The sequence below is a fragment of the Rubellimicrobium arenae genome (genome assembly GCF_017916275.1).
Lineage (GTDB): Bacteria > Pseudomonadota > Alphaproteobacteria > Rhodobacterales > Rhodobacteraceae > Rubellimicrobium > Rubellimicrobium arenae.
Genome location: NZ_JAFMST010000005.1, coordinates 211,775 through 234,254, shown reverse-complemented (window position 1 = coordinate 234,254; position 22,480 = coordinate 211,775). Strand labels below are relative to the sequence as shown.

Genomic DNA, 22,480 nt, shown 5'->3' with positions numbered 1-22,480 from the left:
CCGTCATGATCGCGCCCGTGACCAGGGTTCCCCTGGGCGGTGCCCCGGCTCCGCGTCCCGAGGGGGCAGGTCTCACGCACCGTGGCCGGGTACGATCCCGAAACGAGGATTCCATCCTGACCGATCCAACAGGCCTTCTGTGGGCGGTGTCGGACGGGATGGGGGGACACGGGCATGGCGACGTGGCCTCGGACATCGTAATCGACTGCCTTGCCGACATCAGCGATGCCGAGTTGGAACTGGGCCTCGGCGAGGTCCTGCTGGCCGCTCTCCGACGGGCCAACCGCATGGTCCGCGAACGCGGGCGCGTGCTCGGTTCCACCTCCATGGGCGCCACCGTCGTCGCGGCGGCGATCAGCCATCTGGTCGCCCATGTCGCCTGGGTCGGCGACAGTCGGGCCTACCTGTTCCGCCGGGGCGGGCTTCGCCTGCTGACCCACGACCACACCGTGATCCAGGATCTCCTCGACCACGGCGATCTGACCCCCGATCAGGCGAGCCTCCATCCCGAGTCCCATGTCGTCACACGGGCCATTGGCGGGGCGGATGACGTGGATCTGGACCTGACGCGCGTGCGCCTCCTGCCAGGGGATTGGCTGGTGCTGTGCAGTGACGGCCTGACGGGCTGCCTGTACGACCAGCGCATCGGGCAGGCACTCGCCGCGGCGCCCTCGCCTCAGGACGCCTGCCGCCAGCTCCTGATCGAAGCCCTGGAAGCCGGAGCGCCGGACAACGTGTCCGTGATCGCCATCCACATCCCGGAGGGCTGAGAATGCGGCGCGGCAGCCTGGCCGGTGCGACCGTCATCGCGATCGGGCTGGTGGCCGCTGCCATCGCCTTTGCGGTGGTCACCTCTCTCCTCGATACCGCGGACGCCACCACGGACCTCCGGCTCAGCCGCATCGAGCAGGCGCTGGCGGACTCCGATCGCAGGGCGCGGGACCTCGGCGAGGATCTCGCGGAGGCCAGGGCCGATGTGGCGCGGCTGCGCGACGACCTGACCGTGCTGGCGAACCGCCCGCCGCCTTTGTCCACCGCGCCTGCCGCCCCGGCCGGCCCGGTCGATGCAGGCCAGGTGATCGACCCCGAGGCCGGAGGAGGCGAGGACTTCGAGGCGCCACAGGAAACCCAGCAGCCGACAGAGGTGATGCTGCTTGCCAAGCAGCGCTTCAACAAGGGCATCACCCAGCCACGGAACCGCACGATGATCGAGATCCTGGGCCAGCCACGGGACAGCTACGGAACGGATTGCCAGCCGGTCACCAATCCTCGGCTCAGGTCCCTTCTCGATACCCGGCAGGTCGGCCCCATCCAGGTGACGATGCTGCGCCCGGCCCTGGACAGCCTGGAGCGCGTGCTGACCCGCCTCCAGGCCAACGAACCCGATATTTACGCAAAGCTCGGGACCGCGGGGGCCCTGTGCGCGCGGTTCATCCGGGGTTCGACCAGTTCGATCTCGAACCATTCCTGGGGCACGGCCATCGACCTCACGCTGGCCGGGGAACTCGACGGCTTTGCCGACGGCGGGACGCAGCTCGGGCTGGTCCTTCTGGCCGAATACTTCAACGAGGAGGGCTGGTTCTGGGGGGCCACCTACGGACGGGAGGATTCGATGCATTTCGAGGTGGGAGAGGAGACGCTCCGTGCCTGGGCTGCGGAAGGCCAGATCTGATTCAACCGGCGACGCCCTGCCCTCGGGCAGAGGCGCGCCGTTCGACCGGGCTGCGGCTCCGGCGCTGGCCCTGGCGGATGAACTGGCGGAGTTGCCGGACTGGCAGGATACGCCCGGGCTCCTCCGAGAAGCGCGGAGCCGGCTCGACCGCTTTGCCGACGAGTTGAAGCAGGCCGGCATCCCCGCCGTCGCGATCCCGCCGGCCCGGCTGGCGCTGGGCTTTGTCATCGACAGGCGCGCCCGCGCGAACCCGGGCCTTCCCTGGCGGGAGTGGGGCGCGGGCGCGCACCGGCTGCTATTCGAAGGCGAGGAGATGTCCGAGGCTCGTCTCCGGGACTTCGTCGCGCGGGCCGAGGCCGCTGGTCCGAGCCTCGCCGCCCTGGCGGCGTTCCTGCGCTCGTGCCGCGATCTGGCCGAACCTGGCGATGAGGCCGGCAAGGGCAGCGCCTCCGACGGGTGGGCCGGCCTCCTTGTCGGAGCCGTGCTGGGCTTCCTCCTTCTCGTGCTGGGCTGGATGGTCCAGGCGGAATGGCGGTTCCACCGGGAAACGGCCCGGGCCTTTGCAGCCGAGGCGCTGCTTATCGGGCTGGACCGCCCGGGGGAGATCCCGGACCTGGGCGCGCGGCTCGACCGCCTTGCGGCCGCCGTGGACGATGCGGACCGGTCGCTGGCCAGAGCCCCGATCCATCTGTTCGCCGGCCCACTGGGGTTCGATGCGGCCACGGCCATTCACGCGAGGCAGTCCCAGGCGATCGGGCAGCACCTTCCGCCGGCCCTGGGCCGCGCCATCGGCCGAGTCCTCGCCCAAGAAGGGGACAGCGTCGCGCTTTATGACACTCTGCGGGCCTGGGACATCCTGTCAGGGGCGGCCGATTGGAATCCAGCCTACCTGCAGGGCTGGCTCGCGGATCGCTCGGATCTGCTGCCGGAGCTTCAGGACCTCGTGCCGCATGTGGGCCGCCTTGTCGCCCCGACGCAGCCCCTCGCGCCCGTTGATGGCGAGCTGCTGGCGCAGGCGCGGGGATTTGCCGCCGAGGCCAGCGAAACGGATCGCGCCTGGATCGAACTGGCCCGATCCTCGGCGATGGCCGGGCTCCCACCCTGGCGTCCCACGTCCGAGGTGCCAGGACTGGACGAGATCGCGGTCCGCAGGTCCGGCCTGCCGATCGGAACGCCGATCCCCGGCCTCTACACGGCAGCCGGCTGGGATCTGGCGGGGTCCGGAGCCGCCGCCGCAGCGGTCGCAACGGCCCGGGCCGAAGCGCGGCGGATGTTCAACTCCGAACCCGGGACGACGCCGGAGCCGGCGGATCTCGTCATGGCCAGGCTCCAGGAGGAAACACTGAGGGCATGGAACGGCTTCCTGGCTGACCTGCGCGTGAGGCCGCTGGATCGACCGGCCACGGCGGTCCGCGTGTCGGGGCTTCTCGCACGGCGGGCGTCTCCGCTGGAGGTGCTCCTCAGAGCCGCGTGGGTCGAGGTCGGCGGCCCCGACCGGAGCCGCCCGCAGCCGCTCCAGCTGAAGATCGCCGCCGCCTTCGGGCCGACGATCCAATTCCTCGAACAGGGCGGCCCTGGCCGGCTCTCGGACCTTTTCGCCGCTCTCAACGCGGCACTTGGCGCGCGCGAGGCCGATGAGGACCAGCGCAGCGAGAGGCTATCGGCTTTCCAAAGCCGCGCCGCCGCCATCGCGGCCCTCCGGCAGGCCCCCCCGGTCGTGGTCCAGGTGGTCGAGGATGTGCTGGCCCAGACGACCGTCCCCCGGGCGGATCAGATCGCGAACCCCTTCACGCAGCGGTGGCAGCGTGACGTCTTCGACCTGTGCCGTCGCGTCGCCGAGGGGAGGTTTCCCTTCGACCCGGCGGGACAGGACGCCGATCCCGCCGACTTCGCGGCCCTGCTGGGACCGGGTGGGGCGCTGGATCGCTTTGTCCAGGGCGAGGCCGGCCCGTATCTGGACATGACCGCGTCGCCTTGGCGGTGGAGGCCCGAGGCCCGCTTCTCGGGCCTGTCCGCGCAGAGCGCCGAAATGTTCGAGCAGGCCCAGTCCGTTCGGCTCGCCTTCTTCGGGTCGTCCGGGCAGCTTGGCACCTCGTTGAGCCTTGCCACGCTGGCCGAGCGCGGCAAGGCGGAGATAGCCCTTGGCGGCGCCACAGCTTCGGTGGATGCCGCGTCCGATGCGGTGACGTTGGACTGGCCGGGCGCGGACCCGGCCGCAGGGGTCGCGGTCACGTTCGGAGGTTCGGAAGGAGGCCTGTCCCACGCAGGCCCTTGGGGACTCCTGCGGCTGGCGGCCGGGCTGAGACTGCGCGAGCGTGACGGCGGGCGACGCTTCCTCCTCGACCTCCGGTCGGACGCGGGACGCCTCTTCGTGGAGCTGAGCTTCCCCTCGGCGGCCAATCCCATCGCGGGACTGGCGCTGGCCAAGGGCTTCACCTGCCCCGCAGCCCTATGACTTTCCCTGCGGCAACCCGGAGCGACTGCGCTATGCTGGCGACGGGCCGACTGCACCGCAGATCCCTGGCCGGAGGCGATCACCCGTGACCGACCGCGAGATCACCCTCACCACCCCGCTTGGCGACCGGCTGGCCTTTGCCGCGCTGGAGGGCCACGACGAGATCAGCCGCTGCTTTGCCTTCGCGTTGTCGATGGTCGGCGAAGATGTCGACGTGGAGGCCAGCGACCTCTTGGGACAGGGCGTCACCGTCTCCATCGGTCGCCCGGAGCCCGTCCATCACCTGCACGCCATCGTCACCGATTTCAGTTACGAGAATACCGCCCTGGGCGAAGCCCGCTACCGGGCGACGCTTCGCCCGGCCTTCTGGCTCCTGTCGCTTTCGACGGACAACCGGATCTTCCAGAACCTGACGGTCGTGCAGATCTTCGAGGAGGTCCTAAAGGACTATCCGCAGGTGCGCTTCGACATCCGGCTGCGAAGGTCCTACCCGCCCCGGACCTACTGCGTTCAGTATGGCGAATCCGACCTGGATTTCCTGCAGCGTCTCCTGGAGTATGAAGGGATCTTCTACTTCTTCGAACACGAGCGCGACGGCCATCTTCTGGTCCTGGCCGACGAGAACTCGCGGATCGCGCCGGTGGACGGGCTCGAGACGGTGCCGTGGCAAGGGGATGAGCGGGCCAACTTTCTGGACGGCGATTTCATCGTGGAGTGGTCGGCCGCGCAGTCCGTCCGGACGACCCGCTTCGCCCATACGGACTACGACTTCGAGAAGCCTTCGGCCAACCTGATGTCGCAGGCGCAGGACAAGGGCAGTCTGTCCGACCCCGGCACCGAGGCCTACGCTTATCCGGGCAATTACGTGGCCTTTGCCCGGGGCGACGACCTCGCGGAGCTCCGGGTCGAAGAGATCCAGGCGCCGCGGCACCGCGTCCGCGCCCGGGCCACCGCCCCGGGCCTTCGCTCGGGATCGAGCTTCTCCCTGGCCGAGTTCCCCCGCCGGTCCGAGAACGGTAGCTATCTCGTGCTTCGGACCGAATACCGGATGTGGGATGGACAGTATCGGAGCGGCACGGCCCAGACGGGCCGGGGCAACGAGGTGGGCTGCGAGGTGCGGCTGGACCTCCAGCCGTCCGACCTGCCGTTCCGGCCGGAACGGCGCACGCCGCGCCCCCGCATGACCGGCCCTCAGACAGCCGTCGTCGTCGGTCCCGCCGGCGCCGAGATATTCACTGACAAGTATTCGCGCGTGAAGGTCCAGTTCCATTGGGACCGGAACGGTCGAAAGGATGCGGATTCGTCCTGCTTCATCCGGGTCAGTTCGGCCTGGGCGGGCGCGGGTTGGGGCTTTATCCAGATCCCGCGCATCGGCCAGGAGGTCATCGTCGACTTCCTCGAAGGGGACCCGGACCAACCGATCATCACCGGCCGGGTCTACAACGCCGAGCAGATGCCGCCCTACGGCTTGCCGGGGTCCGCGACCCAGTCAGGGTGGAAGTCGAACTCCTCGCCGGGCGGCGGTGGGTGGAACGAGCTGCGCTTCGAAGACAAGAAAGGGTCGGAAGAGGTCTACTTCCAGGCCGAGAAGGACCACAACGAGCTGGTCAAGAACGACGAGTCCCGCCGCATCGGCCACGACTGGAAGGAGGACGTGGGTCACGACGCCACGCAGGGCGTGGGCCATGACCGGACCGAGACGGTGGGCCACGACAAATCCACGACCGTCCGGAACAACCGCCTGGTCGAGATCGGCGCCAATGACACCGAACATGTCGGGGCGGACCGTTCCCTGACCGTGGATGGCGACGAGACGATCCATGTCGTCGGCAACTCGACCGAGTCGATCGACCGGCTGCACAAGCAGACTGTCGGCCTCGCGCAGATGATCCTCGTGAAGGCGGGACGGACGGACAAGGTCGGGCTCATGGAAAGCCGGGTCGTCGGCAGCCACCAGACCATCACCGTAGGCCGGAAGCGAAGCGTCCGGGTTGGCGGGAAGCAGCATCACCACGTCCAGAGCGACGACGAGACGACCGTGAAAGGGGGTCAGACCTTCAAGATCACCAAGGACCATGGCACCGATATCGGCGGCAATCAGACCCTGAAGCTGGCCGGCGACCAGAGCGCCGACATCGGTGGCAAGCAGACGGTCAGCGTGGCCAAGGATCAGGCGCTGAACGTCACTGGGACGGTCACGGTCACATCCGGCAAGACCATGGTCCTCGAGGCCGCGGACCAGATCACGATCCGATGCGGGGATGCGGTGATCATGCTGAAGAAGGACGGGAGCATCAGCATCAAGGGCAAGGACATCGTCCTGGATGGCAGCGGCAAGATCACCGGCAAGGCCGGAGGGGATCTCGTGCTCAAGGGGTCGAAGATCCTCCAGAACTGACGAGAGCGGCCAGAACCGAATCCGGTCGGAGGGGATCGGCCGCCCGAGGTCGCTGGCCGTTGGCCCAAAGCAGAAGAGGCACGGCCGGCGCGCCCCCGCCACCGGGCCGCGCCAAGGCGTCGAGGCGCTGCCACAGGGTATCGGCATCTCGCCCCGTCGGGTCCTCGGGCGACAGGAGCGGGAGCGCGTCGTCGCACCAGCGATCAACCTCCGCTGGATCGGGGGCGAAGGGCAGCACCACGAGGCCGCTCAGGGGGAAGCGCCGGCCCGCGGAGTCCCGGCTCGGAACGATGACGCCCGAGGCCGTCCGCGACCCGGATGCGAGCTGGAAGCGCAGGCCGCCAGCCGGCCATGCGACGGACGGCCCGGCAAGGTGCCGTGTCAGCCATAAGTCCCAGCTCCGCCGGAACTCCGGTGCCAGGCCGCGTTCGACGAAGTCCCCGGTCCAGGGCACCTTGCCGAACAGCCCGGCATAGCCGGCGTCGCTCAGATCCGCTCCGGACATGCGAAGCCGTCGAACATGCCCAGGTCGAACGGATTGTCCACGCTGGCCGCGCGAAGGTCGAAGGTCGCCGCGAAGCCCCCAAGCGTCAGCCGCAGCCGGAACAGTTCAGGCAGCTCGGTCCGGGAAAGGTCGCCGTCATGGATCAGGCGCAGGAAGGCCCAGGCGCCCGTCTCGGTCGTGATGGCCTCGGCCGAGCCGTCGATCGGCGCAAAGGACAGCGACACGAGATTGGTGCCGTCCGTCCCCGGCCAGGTCATCGGCACGGGCCGGGTCGCGGCATTGAAGTACACGAGCACCTGCCCGTCGACGTTGAGCGTGACCCGGCTCGCATTCGCGGTGAGGTCCTTGGGCTCCAGCGTGAACGCCAGGAGAGGACCGGCTCCGCCTGGGAACAGGGCGTCGCGGATGGTCCTCGCCTTCTCGAAGGGACGAAGCGACTCGGGCGGAAGGCCGAAGTCGGCCCGCCAGCGCCAGGGCCGGGTGGTCGTGTCCACATAGGGCAGGAGCTGCGACCCGGTGAACTCGTCGAAAAGGCCGCCCGTCCCGAAGAGCCGCTGGAAATCCGCCACGGTGACGTCGATCGCGCTCGCGGCGTCGAACGGGTACCGGCCAGCCGTGGCAGAGCGGCAGAACGGCAGCACGTCCGCCTGCAGCCGGGCGTTGAGCTGCGCCACCACCGCCTCGCGCGTGACCGCGATGGTGTCGCCGGCGATGCCCGCCACCCAGTCGTCGACCGGGTCGGGCAGGTCGCGGGCCACGTCGGCGATGGCGCCAGTCAGCTCGGGAAGGCCGCCCCTGGCCAGGAGTGCGGCCTCCGGGTCGGGGCTCGCCGCCACGGTCTGGAGCTCATTGGCCAGCGCGCCGAGTGCGGCCACGACGTCGTCGATGCGGGGAGGCGCGTCGTCGACGCTGTCGATGACCGTCTTCAGCGGGCGGAAATGGGCGGCGACCTCGTCGCCCGCTGGCGTGGCGGTGGAAGTTCGGCTGCCTGATGCAGGAACCACCTTGGCGCCCGTTCGGGCCAGCCGACCGAGCGCGCCCAGCCGCTTGACCGCTGCGGACACGAGCCCCGGGGGCACCTCGCCGCCCTCCCCGCCTCCCGCCTCGGCGGTCTCGACGCGGGTTAGTTCGGTTTCGTCGACCACGGCCCGGAGGAGGCGTCGCAACGCGCTGTCGTCGCTTGCCAGGTCCTTGAGGTTCTCGGTCGCGACAGTCAGGTCGCCGATCGGGGCAAGGCGGATGTCCCTCAGGAAGCCGTCCCATTGCGCGATGTAGTCCTGCTCGTAGAGGCGCAGGATCTCCTGCTCCAGTACGCCCGCATCCGCCTCGGCGCTGTCCTGGCAGCCCCCGGCAAAAACCAGGCGGTCCAGCGCGGCCTGGGCTGCAATCTCGGGCACGAGCGGCAGGACCGTGTCGTGAAAGCCGTCATAGGTGAAGGCGCCGGCCAGACCGGCCTGCAGGGTCCGACCCGACAGGCGGGTGAAGATCTTGGGCCCGTGGGGACCGGCCGCCTCGGCCGGCGTCCATTCCGGCAGCGCGGTCACCGCCGGGTCCGACATCAGGGCGTTGTAGGCGCGCACGGCCAGCGGGATCTCGCACAACGCCTGAAGCGCCGCCTGGACCAAGGGCTGGTCCGGGGCGATGGTGGAGTCGTCGCGGCCCCACCGCTCCAGGGCCGCAGCCTGATGCCGGCGCGCGGATTCGGTGGGAAAGGGATCGATCGGGGCCCCGCTCGGCAGCGCCTCCTGCCACCAGACCGATGCGAATTCCCGGTCAAAGGGGGCGAGCCCGGTCATCATGTAGTAGGTCTTGAGAGCGCCCAGAAGATAGTCGGGGTCGCGGATCTGCCGCCAGATCGTCGACTCCAGCACGGCCACCATCCGAGGCCTGAGGATGTTGGACAGCGCCCGGTCGTAGGCGATCCGCTGCGTCTCGGCGAGCTCGCGTCCGGCCGTCGGTCCAAGGATGGTGAGCGGATGCTTGGGCACCGACACCGCGGCCGCCTCGACCTCGTCCATGGCTGCCAGCGCCAGATCGAGGTCCAGCGGGTCCGTGGGCGCCTGACGCGCCGCAACGTCGGCCAAGCGGCCCTGCAATCCCGTGAGCTGCCGCTCCTGCTCGGCAATCACGCCGGAGTAGCGGCCGAACGAAAAGACGAAAACGGCAGCCAAACAGGCGGTGACGAGGACCGAGGTGGCCAGCGTGCCGCGCCAGATCCATTTCCTCCGGTCCTCGGCCCGAGGATCGAGGATGCCGAGCCCGGCCTCCCGGAACATGACATCGGTGAAGAGACGGCGCAGGAAGAACGACCGCTTCTCGCCATGCCGTCCCGGCGCGGGAACCTGGGGCGGCAGGCCGAAGTCGTCGGCCAGCTCGGCCACGAGCCGGTCGATGGGCGAGCCTTCCTGCGTTGCCGACGTGAGATAGACTCCGCGCAGCCACGGGGCCTCGTCATAGCGCGTCTGTCCGAAGGCGGCTTCGACCAGCAGCCTCAGGGGTGCCTCGAGCCGCAGGATCTGGGCCGGGAAACGGAAGATCTCCGCCCGGCGGGACAACGGGAGATCTTCGGCAAGCAGGCCCGCAACCCGGGCTTCGGCCTGTGCGGCGAGCGCCTCCAGTTCGTGACCGACGGCTGCGGCGTCCACGCCCTTGCGCGGCGGAAAAGTCGCGCCCCACACCTGCTCCCGCTCCTCCTGCGTGAGTTCGCCGTAGAACGCGTCGAACCCGGGAACGAGATCCAGCTTGGTGACGACCAGATAGACGGGCAGGTCGAGGGCCAGACGGTCCCGCAGCTCGGCCAGCCTTTTGCGAATCTCGCGGCCATGGGCGCGCAGGTCGTCCTTGGGACCCAGCAACTCGCGGACGGAGATGGCGACGATGACCCCGTTCAGCGCACGCCGGCCCCGGTGTTTGCGCAGCAGGTCGAGGAAGCCCAGCCACTCGGCCGCGTCCACCTCCGGAGCACTGGCCTGTTCCGTGTAGCGGCCTGCCGTGTCCACGAGCACCGCATCGTCGGCAAAGAACCAGTCGCAGTTCCGCGTCCCGCCGACCCCGCGCAGGTCGTCGCCCAGATCGATCGGGAAATGCAGGCCGGATTGCCTGAGCGCGGTGGTCTTGCCGGTGCCGGGCGGACCGATGAAAAGGTACCAGGACACGTCCCGGAGGAACCGCCGGTCCCCGAGCCTCGATCGCTTCATCTCGGCCAGGACAGCCTGGAACTTGGTATTGATCTCCTCGACGGCCGACTGGCCGGGTCTCTCGACCGGGCGTTGCGGCTGTGCGAGCTCTTCCACGAAGATCCGGTTGGCCCGGGCGGCCCGAAGCTGGGCCAGAAGCACCGAGACCAGCCAGGCGACCACGATCATGCCGATCGCGATCAGCCGGACGGTCGGAGATTCGAGCGGCACGGCCTCGCCGATCTTCACGATCGCCCCGAATTGCCAGACGAGAACGCAGAGCAGGACGATCCCGACGAAGGTCCAGAGCCTCCGTGAGAAGATGAACCTGAGGACCGATTTCAGGAGGCGCATCTCAGAGCCTCTTCTCGATCCGGATCTCGACCCGGCGGTTCTGGGCCCGCCCCTCGGGCGTCGCGTTGTCGGCGACCGGCTCGCTGTCCGCCCTCCCCTCGGCCTGCAAGAGTTCGTAAGGCACGCCAGCCTCCGCCAGGAGGCGCGCAATGGTCTGGGCGCGCGCCTCGGACAGGCCCTGGTTCGAGGCGAACGGATTGCTGGCCTGAACGGGCACGGAATCCGTATGGCCGATCACCGTGACGCGGCCGATCACCTCGGCATTGTCAAGGATGGTCCGCGCGATCGAGGCGAAGAGCGGACGATACACGTCGTTGACCTCCGCACGGGCCGAGCGGAACACCTCGGGGCTGGAGCCGCGCACGACCAGCACGGCCAGGCCTACGTCGTCGTGGCCAGTGAGCGCCGGGCCAGTGTCCGCCGGGGCCGCCGCCTGGAACTGCGGCAGAAGCTCAAGGACGACGGGCTCGACCGGCAGGGCGGCCTCGACGGGCTCGCTCACCGGATCCGTTTGGCGAATGGGTCGATAGATGCCCGCGGGTTCGGGCGGCGGGATCAGCCGGGCCAAGGCGTAGAGTTGCTCTCCTTTCTCGGACAGCCTCATTCCGAGTCCGACATAGATGGCCGTCACGACGGCCAGCGTCCCCAGACCGATCGTCCAGAGCGGGACCGCGAACCGACGCGGAACATCCGGTACGTCCACGCCCTCCCATCGTGGTGACAGGGCGGATCGCATCGCGTCGGGGCTGCGGAGGAGGCGGGCCAGTGCCGCCCGTGTCTGAAGCAAAGCCGCTTGCCCCTGCCGCGCATCGACCCGGAACCGCCCCCGAAATCCCAGGCACAGGCACATGTAGCCGAGTTCGAGCAGGTCGCGGTCGCGCTCAGCATAGCGCTGGAGGTCGGCCAGCCGTTCGAAGAACCGGGTCCCGGGATCGACCTCGCCGGCCAGTTCGACCACCAGGGGACGACGCGGCCAGTCGCTTTGCCCGCCCCAAGGCGTGTTGATGGCCAGGTCGTCGAGGAGTGCGGCGACGAACCAGGCGGCCTGATCGGCGCGGCTGAGCGGGACGCCCCGCGACACCGCGGCGTCGCGCGCCTCGATCAAGTTGGCGAGCAATCGAACCCGCAGGGTTTCGGCGCTTTCCGGTGGGGCGGCGCCTTCGAGTTCCGGCGCGATCTCCAGAAGCGGGGCAAAGCTTGCCACCAGCGGGTTGGGATGCGCTCGGGGATGCCGAACCGAGACGGCGCCGGTTCTGCGCGGCTGGGACCGGGCAGAGGCTGGCTCTGGACGGTTCTCCGAACGGACCGGCTCGGCCCTTCGCCCCGACGGCCGGATGCGCGTCCGTCCCGCGTCGTTCATGAGGCCGAAGGGGTCATCCGCGTCGGTCATGGCATCACTGGCTCACCGCATAGCAGTCGATCACGGGCTGTCGTTCAAGCTGCCCCGAGACGCCGATCACGAAGCCCGGCGATTCGAGGATGTGGCCCCAGTGCTCGGACTTGCGGTCCAGTTCGAGGCACAGGCGATCGCCGTCGTAGGGGATCTCGCGCGGCTGGGAATGCAGCGGCCTGAGCGGGATCCCGGGCAGGCGCGACCGCCAGAGCTTCTCGAACTCGTCGGCGGCGCCGACCGTGGCCTGATCCACGAAGATGCGGCGCAGCAGCGCTTCCGAGAGGTCCGAGGCGACACGGACCACGATCCGGCTCGACTTGAGGATCTCTGGATTGTCGATCCGCACCTTCCAGATGTTCTCCGAATGGACTGCGACGGGGAGCGCGCGCGACTTGGGCTCGACGTGGCGCAGCGACAGCATGAGCGACCGGAGCGTGTCGGCCAGCGCGGAGAAGGCTGGCTCCGGGTCCTCGTGGGCATAGGTCGCGAGTTCCGACAGCCGCCGCGACGAGGACCCGTAGGTCGCCATGCGACCGGCGAGCCCCGCCAACTCCATGTACAGGTCGGCCGGATGGTAAAGGTCCTGCGCCGCCATATGCGCGATCCGCGGCCCGGCGGCGTTGGCCAGCTCAAGGATCAGGAGGTTCTCGACCGAGCGCCCGGTCCCGCCCAGCACCATGCGCCCATGCGCCTCGGCGATGCGTTCCAGCCCCGTCGCGACCTCCTGGGCGAAGGCGGCGTACCAGGGGGCCGCCGCAGTCACGAGCGCGGGCGGCAGGAAGCCGGGGGCAAGCCGCACCGACCCGTCGGCCGCCAGCCCTTCGATCCGTGCCACAGGCATCGTGACATAACCTGCCGTGTCCTCGCCCGGAACGAAAAGGCGCGCCGTCAGGCTGGCCACCTCGATCTCGGTCGGCTCCGCTCCGCCCCGGACGGCGTCCCTGACCGTCACCAGGGCTCCGCGATAGCGGGCGCCTCCGGGCGCGGAATGCGCGGGCTCGGTGGTCGGGGTGCCCGGCCGCTCGGCCGGAATGCCGATCCGCGCGAAGCCAGCCGCACCTTCGCGCCGGACCGCGACCCCTTCGGGCGGAAGGGCGTCGCCGGGAATGGCGAAGGGCGTCCCGTCAGGAAAGAGGCCGATCGCCCGGGACAGGCCGACACGCCCGGACCGGAGGGCGCCCTCGTCCAGAGCCAGCGCGGAGAATCCCCAGGCCTGCAGATGGGCAGCGCGCAGGCTCCCTCGCACGAGGGCTTCGACGAACCGGTCCTGTTGCTGGAAATGCTGGGTGCGGAGGAAGAGACCCTCCGACCAGACCACTCTGTTTGCCCCGTCCATCCCGCTTCACGCCGGGCTGATCGCCACGCCGGAACTCGTGGCGGCCAGGTTCAGGTTGACGCTTGATCCCGGCGTGACAGGTGCCACGACCCTGAATGCCTTGCCCGCCGGATCGCGGTAGCCGCCTACGATGCCCAAGGCGGTGGTCGCGGGGTCCAGCGGAACCACCGTGGAGGCTGTCCCGCCGGGCGTCAGCGCGATCTGGGTGGCCGAAACGAGATCCCCGCCCAAAGCCGTCTCGGGCGTCTGGAGCGCAAAGAAATCCGCAGCCTCGAAGGCCGAGGCCGACCTCAGCTGCAGCACGGTCAGGGTCAGCGGCCGGTCCGCGCCATCCGGCCCGGGGTTCGCCCCGGCCGCCCCGGTCGCCGTGATGGTCGCGGCGGCGGGCGGGGGCTCCTCCTCGGGCTTCGCGCAGGCCGACACCGCCAGCAGAGCCAGCGCTCCCCCGCCCAGCAGCAGGGTTCGACGATCAGTCATCATCTGTCCTCCCTTGTCCTTCATAGGCGTCCCGGAAATCCTGGCCGACATCCCCCAGGAACCGCTCCTCGGCCGACCTGGCGATCGACGCGAAGCGTTCGCAGTAGAGTTGCCAGAGGAGGGCCGAGCGTCCTCCGGCAAGGATCGCGCGAAGCCGCCCCGCGGCTTCCATTTCCCGCTCGATCAGGTCCGGGTCGAACCGCTCGATCATCCGTCGCAACGCGGCCTGAAGCCCGGACCAGGACCGCAGCTGATGGTCGGCCAGATCCCGCGCAGCGGCGGCAATCGCCTCGTCGGCGTCCATGTAGCCGGGCCGGGCCGGGCCGATCAGCGCCAGGAGCATGTCCTCGGGCACGGGCAGGAACTTCAGCGGATTGACGTTCGAGGATCCGATCACGGTCTGGGCCACCCGCAGGTTGCGCTTTTCGCGCGCACGGTTGCGTAGCGACTGATCGACGACCCCGACGAGGGCCCGGACCCGGCGGCCCAGCACCTCCATGTCGGCCGGTCCGATCCGGGCCGCCTCCGCGGCGTCCAGTCCCATCCCCCTCAGCAGGGCCTCGACCAGATCGCTCGCGGCCTCGGCGGCTGGAGTGGGCGGAGGTTCCGCTGCCGGTCCGGGCGTAGCGCGGCCCCGCGAAGGCGGGCGGTCGTCCGGCTCGTGGGGAGGATGGGCCCGGGCCTCGGACGGGAAGGCGAACCCGGCCCGGTCGTCCCCGTCGTCCGATACGATCTCTCGCGCGCGGATATGGCCGTCCTGCCTTGGGCCGGGCACCGCTTCCAGCGTGAAGTCGTCCGGATCAGGGGACCTGCGCCTGGCTTCCGGCGCCGCCCCGCCCCGCGCCCTCTCGCGGTCCCGGTCGAAGGGGTCGGGAAGATCGGGTGGTCGGGGCGACTCGGGCTCGGCCGTCGAACGCCGCGAGAAGAAGTCGTCATCGACGAAGAGGCCCGGTCCCGTCTGGCCCTGACCGGCGGCCCGGCCAGCCACGCTGGCGTCGGATCGGAGTTCCACCCGGACGACGACATCGCCCAAGCGGAGCCGCATCCCATCCTGCAGGGGACAGCTTCGGCCGGCGCCGAGCGGAGTGTCGGCCCCGTCCACGAACAAGCCGCCCCGGCTCATGTCGGTGACGGTGAACCCCTCTTCATCGCCCGCGATCAGGCAATGCCGGCGGGAGACGAACATGTCCGGATCCTCGATCCGCCAGTCGGCTTCGGCGCCACGCCCGATGCACAGGTCGCCGTCGCGGTGCAGGACCTCCGTGACCGGCTGCTGGTGCGGGGAATGCTCGATGACGAGGCGCAGGCTCATGCGGCATCCCTCGTGATGCGGCGCAGGGACAGGTCGTCGCGGTCGGCGGCGCGGCGGGTGGGCAGCCACGCGGTCCGCCCCAGGGCGACCTGTCCGAGCCGAGGCTCGGGGACCTCGTCCCGATGCAGCACGGGTCTGAGGTCGACGTCGACCTCGCGCCCGACCAGATGCAGGACCAGATGCCGCAACCGACGTCGAAGGGAGCGGTCGTCGGCCAAGCGGACGAAGGCCTTCAGTCCGACAGGACCCACACGGAGCTCGATCCTGTCCTGTCGGGAGAACACACGCTCCCCCACGACAGCCCCCCGGCCGAGGCGGGCATGGTCGCGAGCGATCCGTGTCTGGAGCGGAACGGGGATGTCGATCCACGCGGCCACGAACTCTTTCAGGCGGACGGGCGCATCCAGGAGGTCGGCGAGGGGAACGGTCAGCCGCTCGCCACCAGGCAGCTGGTGGGCGATCCGGGTCGCATGGTCGAGCTTGACGGCTTCGGTGTCGGCCATCGGACCGCCTGGAGGCCGAAGGCCCGGCAGCCCCACACCCGCAAGGGCCGCCAGAGTCGCCCCGATCCGACCGGCTCCCGGACCTCGCCCAAGATGGACCGCGGGTTGCGCGTCCCCCCAGGCTCTCCAGTACAGGCCGATCATCCGGTGCTGGAGCATGTTGCAGAACTCGAGCGCAGTCCTGTCGGCGGTGGCCTGGTCGCGCCCGGTCTCGAACCACCGCTGCGACAGCCGCTCAAGGATCCATCGGGTCAGGTGGAGAGGCATGGGTCCCTCGGGGCCGAGCAGGCCGATGACCTCCACATCCACCCGGGGCGGTCCGTCCCCTACCCGGACCTGCGCGACGTCGCCTGTCGCGATGGCGAGACGAGCGGACTGGCCCAGGCGCGCGGGTTCCCGGTCGGGCGGCCCGCCCCGTCCGAAGCGTCCGCCCGACGCCTCGAGACGCCGAAGCAGCTCGAAGAAGCCCATCGAGGCGGCGCGATCCGGCGCGATCAGATCATCGCCCGGGCGCCGAGCGTCATCGGCCATGCCACCTCCTCCTGCCGCTGGCCCAGGCGGACCCGGGTGCGGACGAATCCGTTGACCGACGCGTGCCGCGCGAAAAGGCGCGACAGCAGCGCAGTGAGCAGAAGCGTGCTCGAACCGGCCAGAGGCCCCTCGTCGATGCCCAGGGTGATCTCCAGTCCTTGCCCGAAGCAGAGCGGCCCCGGCAGGTCCAGCCGCTCCACGACGCGCCGGGAGGTCACCTGGCGCAACGCCTGGATATGGCGCGCCAGGGAGGGATCGCCCCGGTCGGCATAAAGTCCGACGAGCGCCAGAAGGGGCTCTGCCCCCTTGACCTCCTCTCCCAGCGACAGATGGCTGAGGGCAAGCTGAGCCACCAGCCGCCACGCCACGTCGTCGTCCTCCACCTCCCCGCCGGGTCCCCGCCTAGGGGGACGGCCGTGGCCGCCCGGGATCGGACGGCGGACCGGGCCCAGAAGCTCCACCTGCCGAACCGGGTCCCCGCTCTCGATGAGCAGAGTCGGAGCGTCGTCCAGGATCGGCAGGTCGCGGTTCGTGCAGATGGCCCGGATGTCGAGCGACTTGGGGATGCGCTGTCCCGCGACCGAAATGTAGAGATCGTCGCCGGCATAGACGGTCCGCATCTGCCCGCGGCGGATCTCATCCTCGCCGGGCCGGCGCGGCCGCCGCTCGGTGGTGTAGACGGCGCCGGTCGCCGTCCTGCGCGACAGGCCGTGCAAGGGCACGATCGCTGCCTCCGGTCCGTCGGCGTCGGCGTCCTCGACCCGCAGCAGGCGATAGATCTCGAAGTCGCGCGGCTCGGTCCGGTCAGGGTGGACGACATGGGCGGACCGGCGCGGGTCCAGGTCGACGACGTTGCACTCCTTCTCGAACAGGTTGACCACCGGTGTCGCGAAAAGCCGGAAGTCCCGGGCCGAGAGGTCCGCGATCTCGGGCCGCGCGAGCCGGAGCGGGATCACCGCCTCGAGCGGGCCGCCGGTGCAGTCCCGGACCGCCCGGGCAAGTCCCTCCAGCCGCAGGTAGTGGAACCGTTCGGGCATCAGGAAGTATTCGCGCAGCAGGCGATAGCCGCCGAACGCAGGCCGCACCGGCGGCAGGAGGGCCTCCGTATCCTCCAGCCCGGCCATCCGGGCCGGAATTGCCTGATGGTAGGGCCTGCCCACCCCCGGGGTCGGAGAGGTTTCAGCCGCGCGCGCCTGGACTGGCAGCGGATGGCTGTGGATGGCGTCGAACAGGACCCCGCCCCGCCCCGCCAGGAACAGGTCCAGCCGATCCAGCGCCAGTTCGGACAGCGTGCCCGGCCCATCGCGCAAGAAGGTCAGGCGCAGCCCTGCCTCGGCCTCCCGGGACGTGTCAGGCAGGCCCGCGGAATGCAGCGCCCCTCGGTCCGGAAGATACTCGGCCCGCTCCAGCCGCAGGGGCCAGAGCGTCACATCCTGCGCCGTGGTGTAGATGGCGCGTGTCGCGAGCCCGTCCCGGACGGCCGCGGTCAGCCGCGTGCCCCGCGGGACGGTGTGCCCCCCGTGCATCCCCGCGACCTGGGGCCCCGGATGAAGGATCGCCATCCCGGCGGCAGGTCCCGGCGACAGAAGATCGGGCGCCAGGGCGTCCAGCAGCATCTCGATGTAGCGCGTGCTCTCGAGGTCCAGCTTCAGTCGCGTCCGGGCTGCCAGGTAGGCCACGCCCTCCAGAAGCCGCTCCACATAGGGATCGGGGCATGGCACGGCATCCAGCGACAGGTGGCGGCCCACCGTCGGGTTCAGCGCCGCAAACTCGCCCGCAAGCTCCCTCAGGTGGATCAGCTCCTCCTCGTAGTAGCCGAGAAAGGTGCGGTCCATCTCAGCGCTCCGCGAGCTGGGTCGCCGCGCGGCCGCTGTCGAGGTCGATCATGGTCGACAGCCGAAGCCGTTCGGGCACCGGCGACAGCAGGAGGAGGCCCTCCAACTCGATGCGGAGGCCCGTCCTGTCGTTCGTGGCCACGCGGACGACGATGGTGTCCGACCGGAGCCTGGGTTCATAGACCGCGACCACCTCGCGCAGCTCCCGGGACAGGCGGTCCGGGTCGAAGTCCCGCGCGCGCCGACCGGCGAAGGCAGGCACGCCATAGTTCAGGACGCTCCGGCGCGCTTCCGGAAACTCGCGGATCAACGAGGCGGCACTGGACATGTGGGCGCGCTCCGCATCCGTCAGGAGGGGATCGCACTCGAAACGCTCGACGTTGAACAGGGCTTCGATGTCCCGGCGAACGGCCTCACGCAGGACGTCTGGAGTCACGACGATGCCCCGGTCCTTGAGGAAGGCCTGCCGCTCGCGCATCGCGATCAGGTCCCGCAGCTCACGCCGGTGCAGGTCGTCGAGCCCCGGCTCCTGCTCGACCCCGCGCCGCCCCGCCGCCAGGAGCCGTCCGAGCGTCTCGGTCCCAAGCTCGCGGCCGAGTTCGGCGGTGCGCGTCGCCATCTCGGCTTCAAGTCCTGGCAGGTCGTCGATCAGGCGGTCCCACAGGCTGGGCTGGACCGCCTCGCGCCGTGCCTCCCGGATGCCGGATCGTTCCTGCACGCGACCTCCCCACCCGTCCCGGCTCAGCGACCGGCGACGATGTCGTATTCGATCTCGTGCTCGTCTCCGGCCGAATGATCCTCGGCCTGGACGGTGTAGACCACGTTGATCTTCTCGGCCGTGAAGCTGACCTCCTCCTCGATCATCTGCTCGGCCGTGGTGGCCTCGGTCTCGAGCATCTTGAAGCCCGACACGGCCGCGTTCGACAGCGTGATCTTGAGGTAGTCGAGATGCGCGTCCCCCGAATCCTTTCGGGCCATGATGACGATCTCGGGGATCGACTTCGCCTGCATGACCGCGAGGGCGAGATAGGGCGACGCCGCGTCCGTGAACTTGCGAACGGTGACGTCGCTGATCTGCGCCCGGCCCCGCGACCGGCCCGATCCCAGATTGGCGGAGGACTGTTGGACGACGGTCCAGGCGATCGAATGGACGTCGATCTCCTCCTCGTGGTCGGCGCGCTTCGACTCGCCCTTGATGTCTTCGATCTTCACGTAACCGGAGATCGCCATCGTGATATGCTCCCCCTGCTAGCGGGCGGTCAGCCCTTGATCGATGGAAGTTCGGAGACGAGCCGCAGGCTCGCGTTGATGCCCTCGAGCTGGTAGTGCGGGCGCAGGTAGAAGCGGGCGTTGTAGTAGCCCGGGCGACCCAGGACGCTGTCCACCTGCACCTCGGCCCGGGCAAGCGGGCGCTTGGCCCTGGCCTTGTCGTCGGCCATTGCGGGGTTCGCCAGCACGTAGCGGTTGATCCACTCGCTCAGCCAGACCTGCATGTCGGCCCGTTCCTTGAAGGTGCCGATCTTGTCCCGCGCGATGGCCTTCAGGTAATGGGCAAAGCGACAGACCGGGAACAGGTAGGGCAGGTTCGCCGACAGCCGTTCGTTGGCCTGCGCGTCGGGATCCACCAGACGACCCGCCCGCGCCTCGTCGTCCTGGAGCGAATGCGCCCCGATGAAGGCCGCCATGTCGGTGTTCTTGCGATGCAGGATCGGCATGAGGCCCAGCTTGGTCAGCTCCGCCTCGCGCCGCTCGTCGATGGCGATCTCGGTCGGGCATTTCATGGCGACCGTGCCGTCGTCCGTCGGGAAGGTGTGCACCGGAAGGTTGATGACGGTGCCGCCCGACTCGACGCCCCGGATCTGGGTGCCCCAGCCATACAGCTTGTGGCTGCGGTTGATGTTCACCCCCATGGGGAAGGCCGCGTTCATCCAGACGTAGTTGTCGTGCTTGCCGTCGATCTCCTCCTCGAAGGCGAAGCCCTTCACCGGGACGGTCGCGGCGCCGTAGGGCAGGCGCGCCAGGACGCGCGGCATGGTCAGGCCGATGTAGCGGCTGTCCTCGCTTTCCCTGAGGCTCTGCCAGCTTGCGTAGTCGGGCGAGGACACGATCTGCTGGAGGTCCTGCGGGTTGGGCAGCTCCTGCCAGCTTTCCATCCGGAACAGCGCCGGAGCCGCCGCCGCGATGAAGGGCGCATGGGCGGCGGCGCAGATCCCGGACAGGTTGCGCAGCAGGCTCACGTCCCTGGGATGATGGCTGAACTCGTAGGCGCCGATGATGCTGCCGAAGGGCTCCCCGCCCAGCATGGAATATTCGTCGGAATAGATCTTCTTGAACAGCGGCGACTGGTCCCACATCTGCCCCTCGAAGTCCTCGAGGGTGTCGGCCAGCTCGTCCTTGCTGATGTTCATCACCCGGATCTTCAGCTTCTGATCCGTCTCGGTGTTGTTCACGAGATAATGGAGCCCCCGCCAGGTGCCCTCGATGGTCCGCACCTCGTCGGAATGCATGATCTCGTTGACCTGCGCCGACAGCAGCCGGTCGATCCCGGCGATCAGCGACTTGATCGACTTGATCGCATTGCCCGATATGGTCGCGGTGCCCGACCGCTCGGTCGCGGCGCGGGCCAGGTTCTGCACGAGCGCCTGAAGCTTCTCGCTTTCGGTGTCCTTGACCCGGAAATCCTTCTCCAGCAGGCTGCTGAACTCGTCGAGCGACAGTGCTTCGGCCGGGGCGGCGGCGACGTCCTGCTTTGCGGCATCGGCCATGGTCATTCACCCCCCTGCCCGCTCTTCATCGCCTCCCCGGCGACCTGCGCCAGGAGCGGCTCGTTGGACAGAAGCTGGGCGATGCGCTTTTCGGCGTTCACCTTGCCGTCCATGTAGCCCAGCAACTCCTCGAGCTGCCGCCGCATCCTGAGGAGCTCGGCGAGGGCCGGGACCTGCTCGGCCACCCGGTCGGGCGCAAAGTCGCGCATGGACCGGAAGGTCAGGTCGACGAACATCTCCTCCTCGGACGGCTGGCCGTCCTGCGCCGGGAGCCGGTTCGGCACCCTCGCCGTGACCCGGGGGGCGACGGCGTCCATGAACTTGCCGAACCGACCGGCATCGACCTCGACGAAGTTCCGGTCGCCCACGGGCTTCTGCGCTTCCCGGCTTTCGGACGCTCCGGCGAGGTCGGCCATCACGCCCATGACGAAGGGCAGCTCGATCGTCGTCGGACTTCCGTAATGCTCCACGTCATAGGCGATCTGGACCCGCGGGGCGCGGTTTCGCTCGATCACCTTCTGCTTGCTTTCAGCCATCGGCGGCTCCCCCCTTCGCTCTCGTCTTCTCGTCGGTCACGCCGGCGAGGTTGCGGACTTCCTTCATCCCGCTGGGCGCAAGCTCCTCCATGAGCTGGAGGAAGGTCATGGGCACCATCCGCCTCAGGCGCCGCGCCAGCAGCGGGATCGGCGATGCGGGTTCCGTTTGCTCATAGAATTCGATGATGCGGTCCAGCATCCGCTCCACATCCTGCCGCGATGTCACCACATCCCCGCCGACCTGGTCCGGCGCGGCGGACGGGCCGCCCGCAGCCGCGGCCGTCGCGGGCGACGGACCTGCCTGGGGCAGGACTGTTCCGGCCGCATCCTGACTCTGGCCGGACTGACCCAGGGTCGTGGCCACCCGTTCCAGAAAACGGCCGAGCCGGGCAAAGGTCACGCCCGCCCCTTCCTCCGCCAGCCGGGCGGACAGCCGGTCCTCCAGTCTGCCCAAGGCGGCGCGGGCCAGCGCGACGCCTTCGCTCAGGTCGGCCAGCCGGGTCGGCTCCTCGACGGCGAGCATGCGGCAGCCGGTCCTCACGCGTCCGACCCTGGCCTCGTGCTGCGCCGCCATCGCGGCCCGTTCGGCTTCGCCCAGTCCCGGCGGGGTTTCGTTGAGGAAGGCCGTCCGCGACAGGCTGCCGGCAGCAAGGTCTGCGCCCGTGAACCGTCCGAGGCTCCTCAGGCTGAACAGGGCCATGTAGGACAGGTCGCAAAGCAGGCCGTCCTCATCGTTCTCGAGCTGGAACAGCGCGTTGAGCCGACGGACCGCCGCGTCCCGGGGCGACGGACGGTCCCGCAGCACCGGGTGCAACGTCGTCCAGTAGGTCTCGACCGCTTGGGTAAGGAGCGACAGCCCTTGGGCCATCCCCCGGAACCCATCGATCTGCGCCAGCGCCCTGACGACGATGACAAGCAACCGCAGGTCATGCCCGTCGGCTCCGACCTCCTCGCAGCGCCGCAGCACGTCGTCCCAGTCCACGGCCGGCTCGGAGTCCGGAGCCTGCGCCCGCGCGGACTGCGTGGCGGGAAGAAGAATACGCTCGATGGCATGGAAACGGGCGTCGTTCCGAAGCTCGAGCCCGGAGGGGTTCGCTTGCGAGATGGGAACAAGGAACGAGTCAATCGATGTCACGATGTCCGCCTCTCCAGGGCAAGGACAGGACGGGGCAACTGCAATCAGCTTGGATCCAGGACGAGCGCCGTCACGAAACCACGTCGATCCGTCTCAC

The 22,480-nt window shown here is 69.5% G+C and carries 17 protein-coding genes; 4 read left to right on the top strand and 13 right to left on the bottom strand.

Translation table 11 applies throughout. The features are described from left to right. Positions 1-17 precede the first annotated feature (17 nt). The 4 genes from J3P31_RS09850 to J3P31_RS09835 all read left to right on the top strand — a co-directional run bounded on the left by J3P31_RS09850 (position 18) and on the right by J3P31_RS09835 (position 6,525). The gene (locus J3P31_RS09850) at positions 18-770 is read left to right on the top strand and encodes a PP2C family protein-serine/threonine phosphatase (protein ID WP_368373055.1); all 753 of its coding nucleotides are present in this window, start codon (positions 18-20) and stop codon (positions 768-770) included. Positions 771-772: 2 nt separating this feature from the next. Then, complete coding sequence (locus J3P31_RS09845; RefSeq protein ID WP_210528259.1) at positions 773-1,672, top strand: M15 family metallopeptidase; 900 nt, start codon at positions 773-775, stop codon at positions 1,670-1,672. After that, positions 1,644-4,127, top strand: a complete 2,484-nt coding sequence (locus J3P31_RS09840) for an ImcF-related family protein (RefSeq protein ID WP_210528258.1) — start codon at positions 1,644-1,646, stop codon at positions 4,125-4,127. Before J3P31_RS09845 ends, J3P31_RS09840 begins: the two co-directional genes overlap by 29 nt. Before the next feature lie 85 nt (positions 4,128-4,212). Beyond that, a complete protein-coding gene (locus J3P31_RS09835) occupies positions 4,213-6,525 on the top strand; it encodes a type VI secretion system Vgr family protein (protein WP_210528257.1) in 2,313 nt (770 codons plus the stop codon). Here J3P31_RS09835 and tagF read toward each other — a convergent pair. From tagF to J3P31_RS09770, 13 genes are read right to left on the bottom strand one after another with little or no spacing between them, the layout of a single operon-like run. Continuing rightward, complete coding sequence (gene tagF / locus J3P31_RS09830) at positions 6,497-7,030, bottom strand: type VI secretion system-associated protein TagF (protein WP_210528256.1); 534 nt, start codon at positions 7,028-7,030, stop codon at positions 6,497-6,499. The two genes, J3P31_RS09835 and tagF, sit on opposite strands and share 29 nt — an antisense overlap. Beyond that, positions 7,012-10,560, bottom strand: a complete 3,549-nt coding sequence (tssM, locus tag J3P31_RS09825) for a type VI secretion system membrane subunit TssM (RefSeq protein ID WP_210528255.1) — start codon at positions 10,558-10,560, stop codon at positions 7,012-7,014. The genes tagF and tssM overlap by 19 nt, the downstream gene beginning before the upstream one ends. 1 nt (position 10,561) lies before the next feature. Then, positions 10,562-11,950 (bottom strand): type IVB secretion system protein IcmH/DotU, encoded by a 1,389-nt coding sequence (gene icmH, locus J3P31_RS09820; protein WP_210528254.1) that lies wholly within the window; start codon positions 11,948-11,950, stop codon positions 10,562-10,564. A 4-nt stretch (positions 11,951-11,954) separates the two neighbouring features. Further along, complete coding sequence (tssK, locus tag J3P31_RS09815; RefSeq protein WP_368373053.1) at positions 11,955-13,271, bottom strand: type VI secretion system baseplate subunit TssK; 1,317 nt, start codon at positions 13,269-13,271, stop codon at positions 11,955-11,957. A gap of 24 nt (positions 13,272-13,295) precedes the next feature. Further along, positions 13,296-13,766 (bottom strand): type VI secretion system lipoprotein TssJ, encoded by a 471-nt coding sequence (gene tssJ / locus J3P31_RS09810; RefSeq protein WP_246849400.1) that lies wholly within the window; start codon positions 13,764-13,766, stop codon positions 13,296-13,298. Next, the gene (gene tagH / locus J3P31_RS09805; protein WP_210528251.1) at positions 13,759-15,078 is read right to left on the bottom strand and encodes a type VI secretion system-associated FHA domain protein TagH; all 1,320 of its coding nucleotides are present in this window, start codon (positions 15,076-15,078) and stop codon (positions 13,759-13,761) included. The genes tssJ and tagH overlap by 8 nt, the downstream gene beginning before the upstream one ends. Beyond that, entirely contained in the window at positions 15,075-16,112 is a 1,038-nt protein-coding gene (tssG, locus tag J3P31_RS09800) for a type VI secretion system baseplate subunit TssG (protein WP_210528250.1), read from the bottom strand. The genes tagH and tssG overlap by 4 nt, the downstream gene beginning before the upstream one ends. Next, complete coding sequence (gene tssF, locus J3P31_RS09795; RefSeq protein ID WP_210528249.1) at positions 16,076-17,947, bottom strand: type VI secretion system baseplate subunit TssF; 1,872 nt, start codon at positions 17,945-17,947, stop codon at positions 16,076-16,078. Before tssF ends, tssG begins: the two co-directional genes overlap by 37 nt. A gap of 1 nt (position 17,948) precedes the next feature. After that, entirely contained in the window at positions 17,949-18,665 is a 717-nt protein-coding gene (tssE, locus tag J3P31_RS09790; protein WP_368373052.1) for a type VI secretion system baseplate subunit TssE, read from the bottom strand. A gap of 23 nt (positions 18,666-18,688) precedes the next feature. Next, entirely contained in the window at positions 18,689-19,177 is a 489-nt protein-coding gene (locus J3P31_RS09785) for an Hcp family type VI secretion system effector (RefSeq protein ID WP_210528248.1), read from the bottom strand. Positions 19,178-19,206: 29 nt separating this feature from the next. Next, positions 19,207-20,718 carry a type VI secretion system contractile sheath large subunit gene (gene tssC, locus J3P31_RS09780; RefSeq protein ID WP_438270293.1) on the bottom strand — a complete coding sequence of 504 codons (1,512 nt, stop codon included), beginning with the start codon at positions 20,716-20,718 and terminating at the stop codon, positions 19,207-19,209. Further along, positions 20,715-21,248, bottom strand: coding sequence for a type VI secretion system contractile sheath small subunit (tssB, locus tag J3P31_RS09775; RefSeq protein ID WP_210528247.1), 534 nt, complete (start codon positions 21,246-21,248; stop codon positions 20,715-20,717). The genes tssC and tssB overlap by 4 nt, the downstream gene beginning before the upstream one ends. Beyond that, entirely contained in the window at positions 21,241-22,383 is a 1,143-nt protein-coding gene (locus J3P31_RS09770) for a type VI secretion system protein TssA (protein WP_210528246.1), read from the bottom strand. The genes tssB and J3P31_RS09770 overlap by 8 nt, the downstream gene beginning before the upstream one ends. Between the last annotated feature and the right edge of the window lie 97 nt (positions 22,384-22,480).

Bases quoted from the DNA above. Each gene is read 5' to 3' on its own strand.
- tssJ (WP_246849400.1), bottom strand. From the start codon at position 13,766: ATGACTGATCGTCGAACCCTGCTGCTGGGCGGGGGAGCGCTGGCTCTG.
- J3P31_RS09845 (WP_210528259.1), top strand. From the start codon at position 773: ATGCGGCGCGGCAGCCTGGCCGGTGCGACCGTCATCGCGATCGGGCTG.
- icmH (WP_210528254.1), bottom strand. From the start codon at position 11,950: ATGACCGACGCGGATGACCCCTTCGGCCTCATGAACGACGCGGGACGG.
- tssB (WP_210528247.1), bottom strand. From the start codon at position 21,248: ATGGCTGAAAGCAAGCAGAAGGTGATCGAGCGAAACCGCGCCCCGCGG.
- tssC (WP_438270293.1), bottom strand. From the start codon at position 20,718: ATGACCATGGCCGATGCCGCAAAGCAGGACGTCGCCGCCGCCCCGGCC.
- tssG (WP_210528250.1), bottom strand. From the start codon at position 16,112: ATGGCCGATGACGCTCGGCGCCCGGGCGATGATCTGATCGCGCCGGAT.
- tagF (WP_210528256.1), bottom strand. From the start codon at position 7,030: ATGTCCGGAGCGGATCTGAGCGACGCCGGCTATGCCGGGCTGTTCGGC.
- tagH (WP_210528251.1), bottom strand. From the start codon at position 15,078: ATGAGCCTGCGCCTCGTCATCGAGCATTCCCCGCACCAGCAGCCGGTC.
- tssF (WP_210528249.1), bottom strand. From the start codon at position 17,947: ATGGACCGCACCTTTCTCGGCTACTACGAGGAGGAGCTGATCCACCTG.
- J3P31_RS09785 (WP_210528248.1), bottom strand. From the start codon at position 19,177: ATGGCGATCTCCGGTTACGTGAAGATCGAAGACATCAAGGGCGAGTCG.
- tssM (WP_210528255.1), bottom strand. From the start codon at position 10,560: ATGCGCCTCCTGAAATCGGTCCTCAGGTTCATCTTCTCACGGAGGCTC.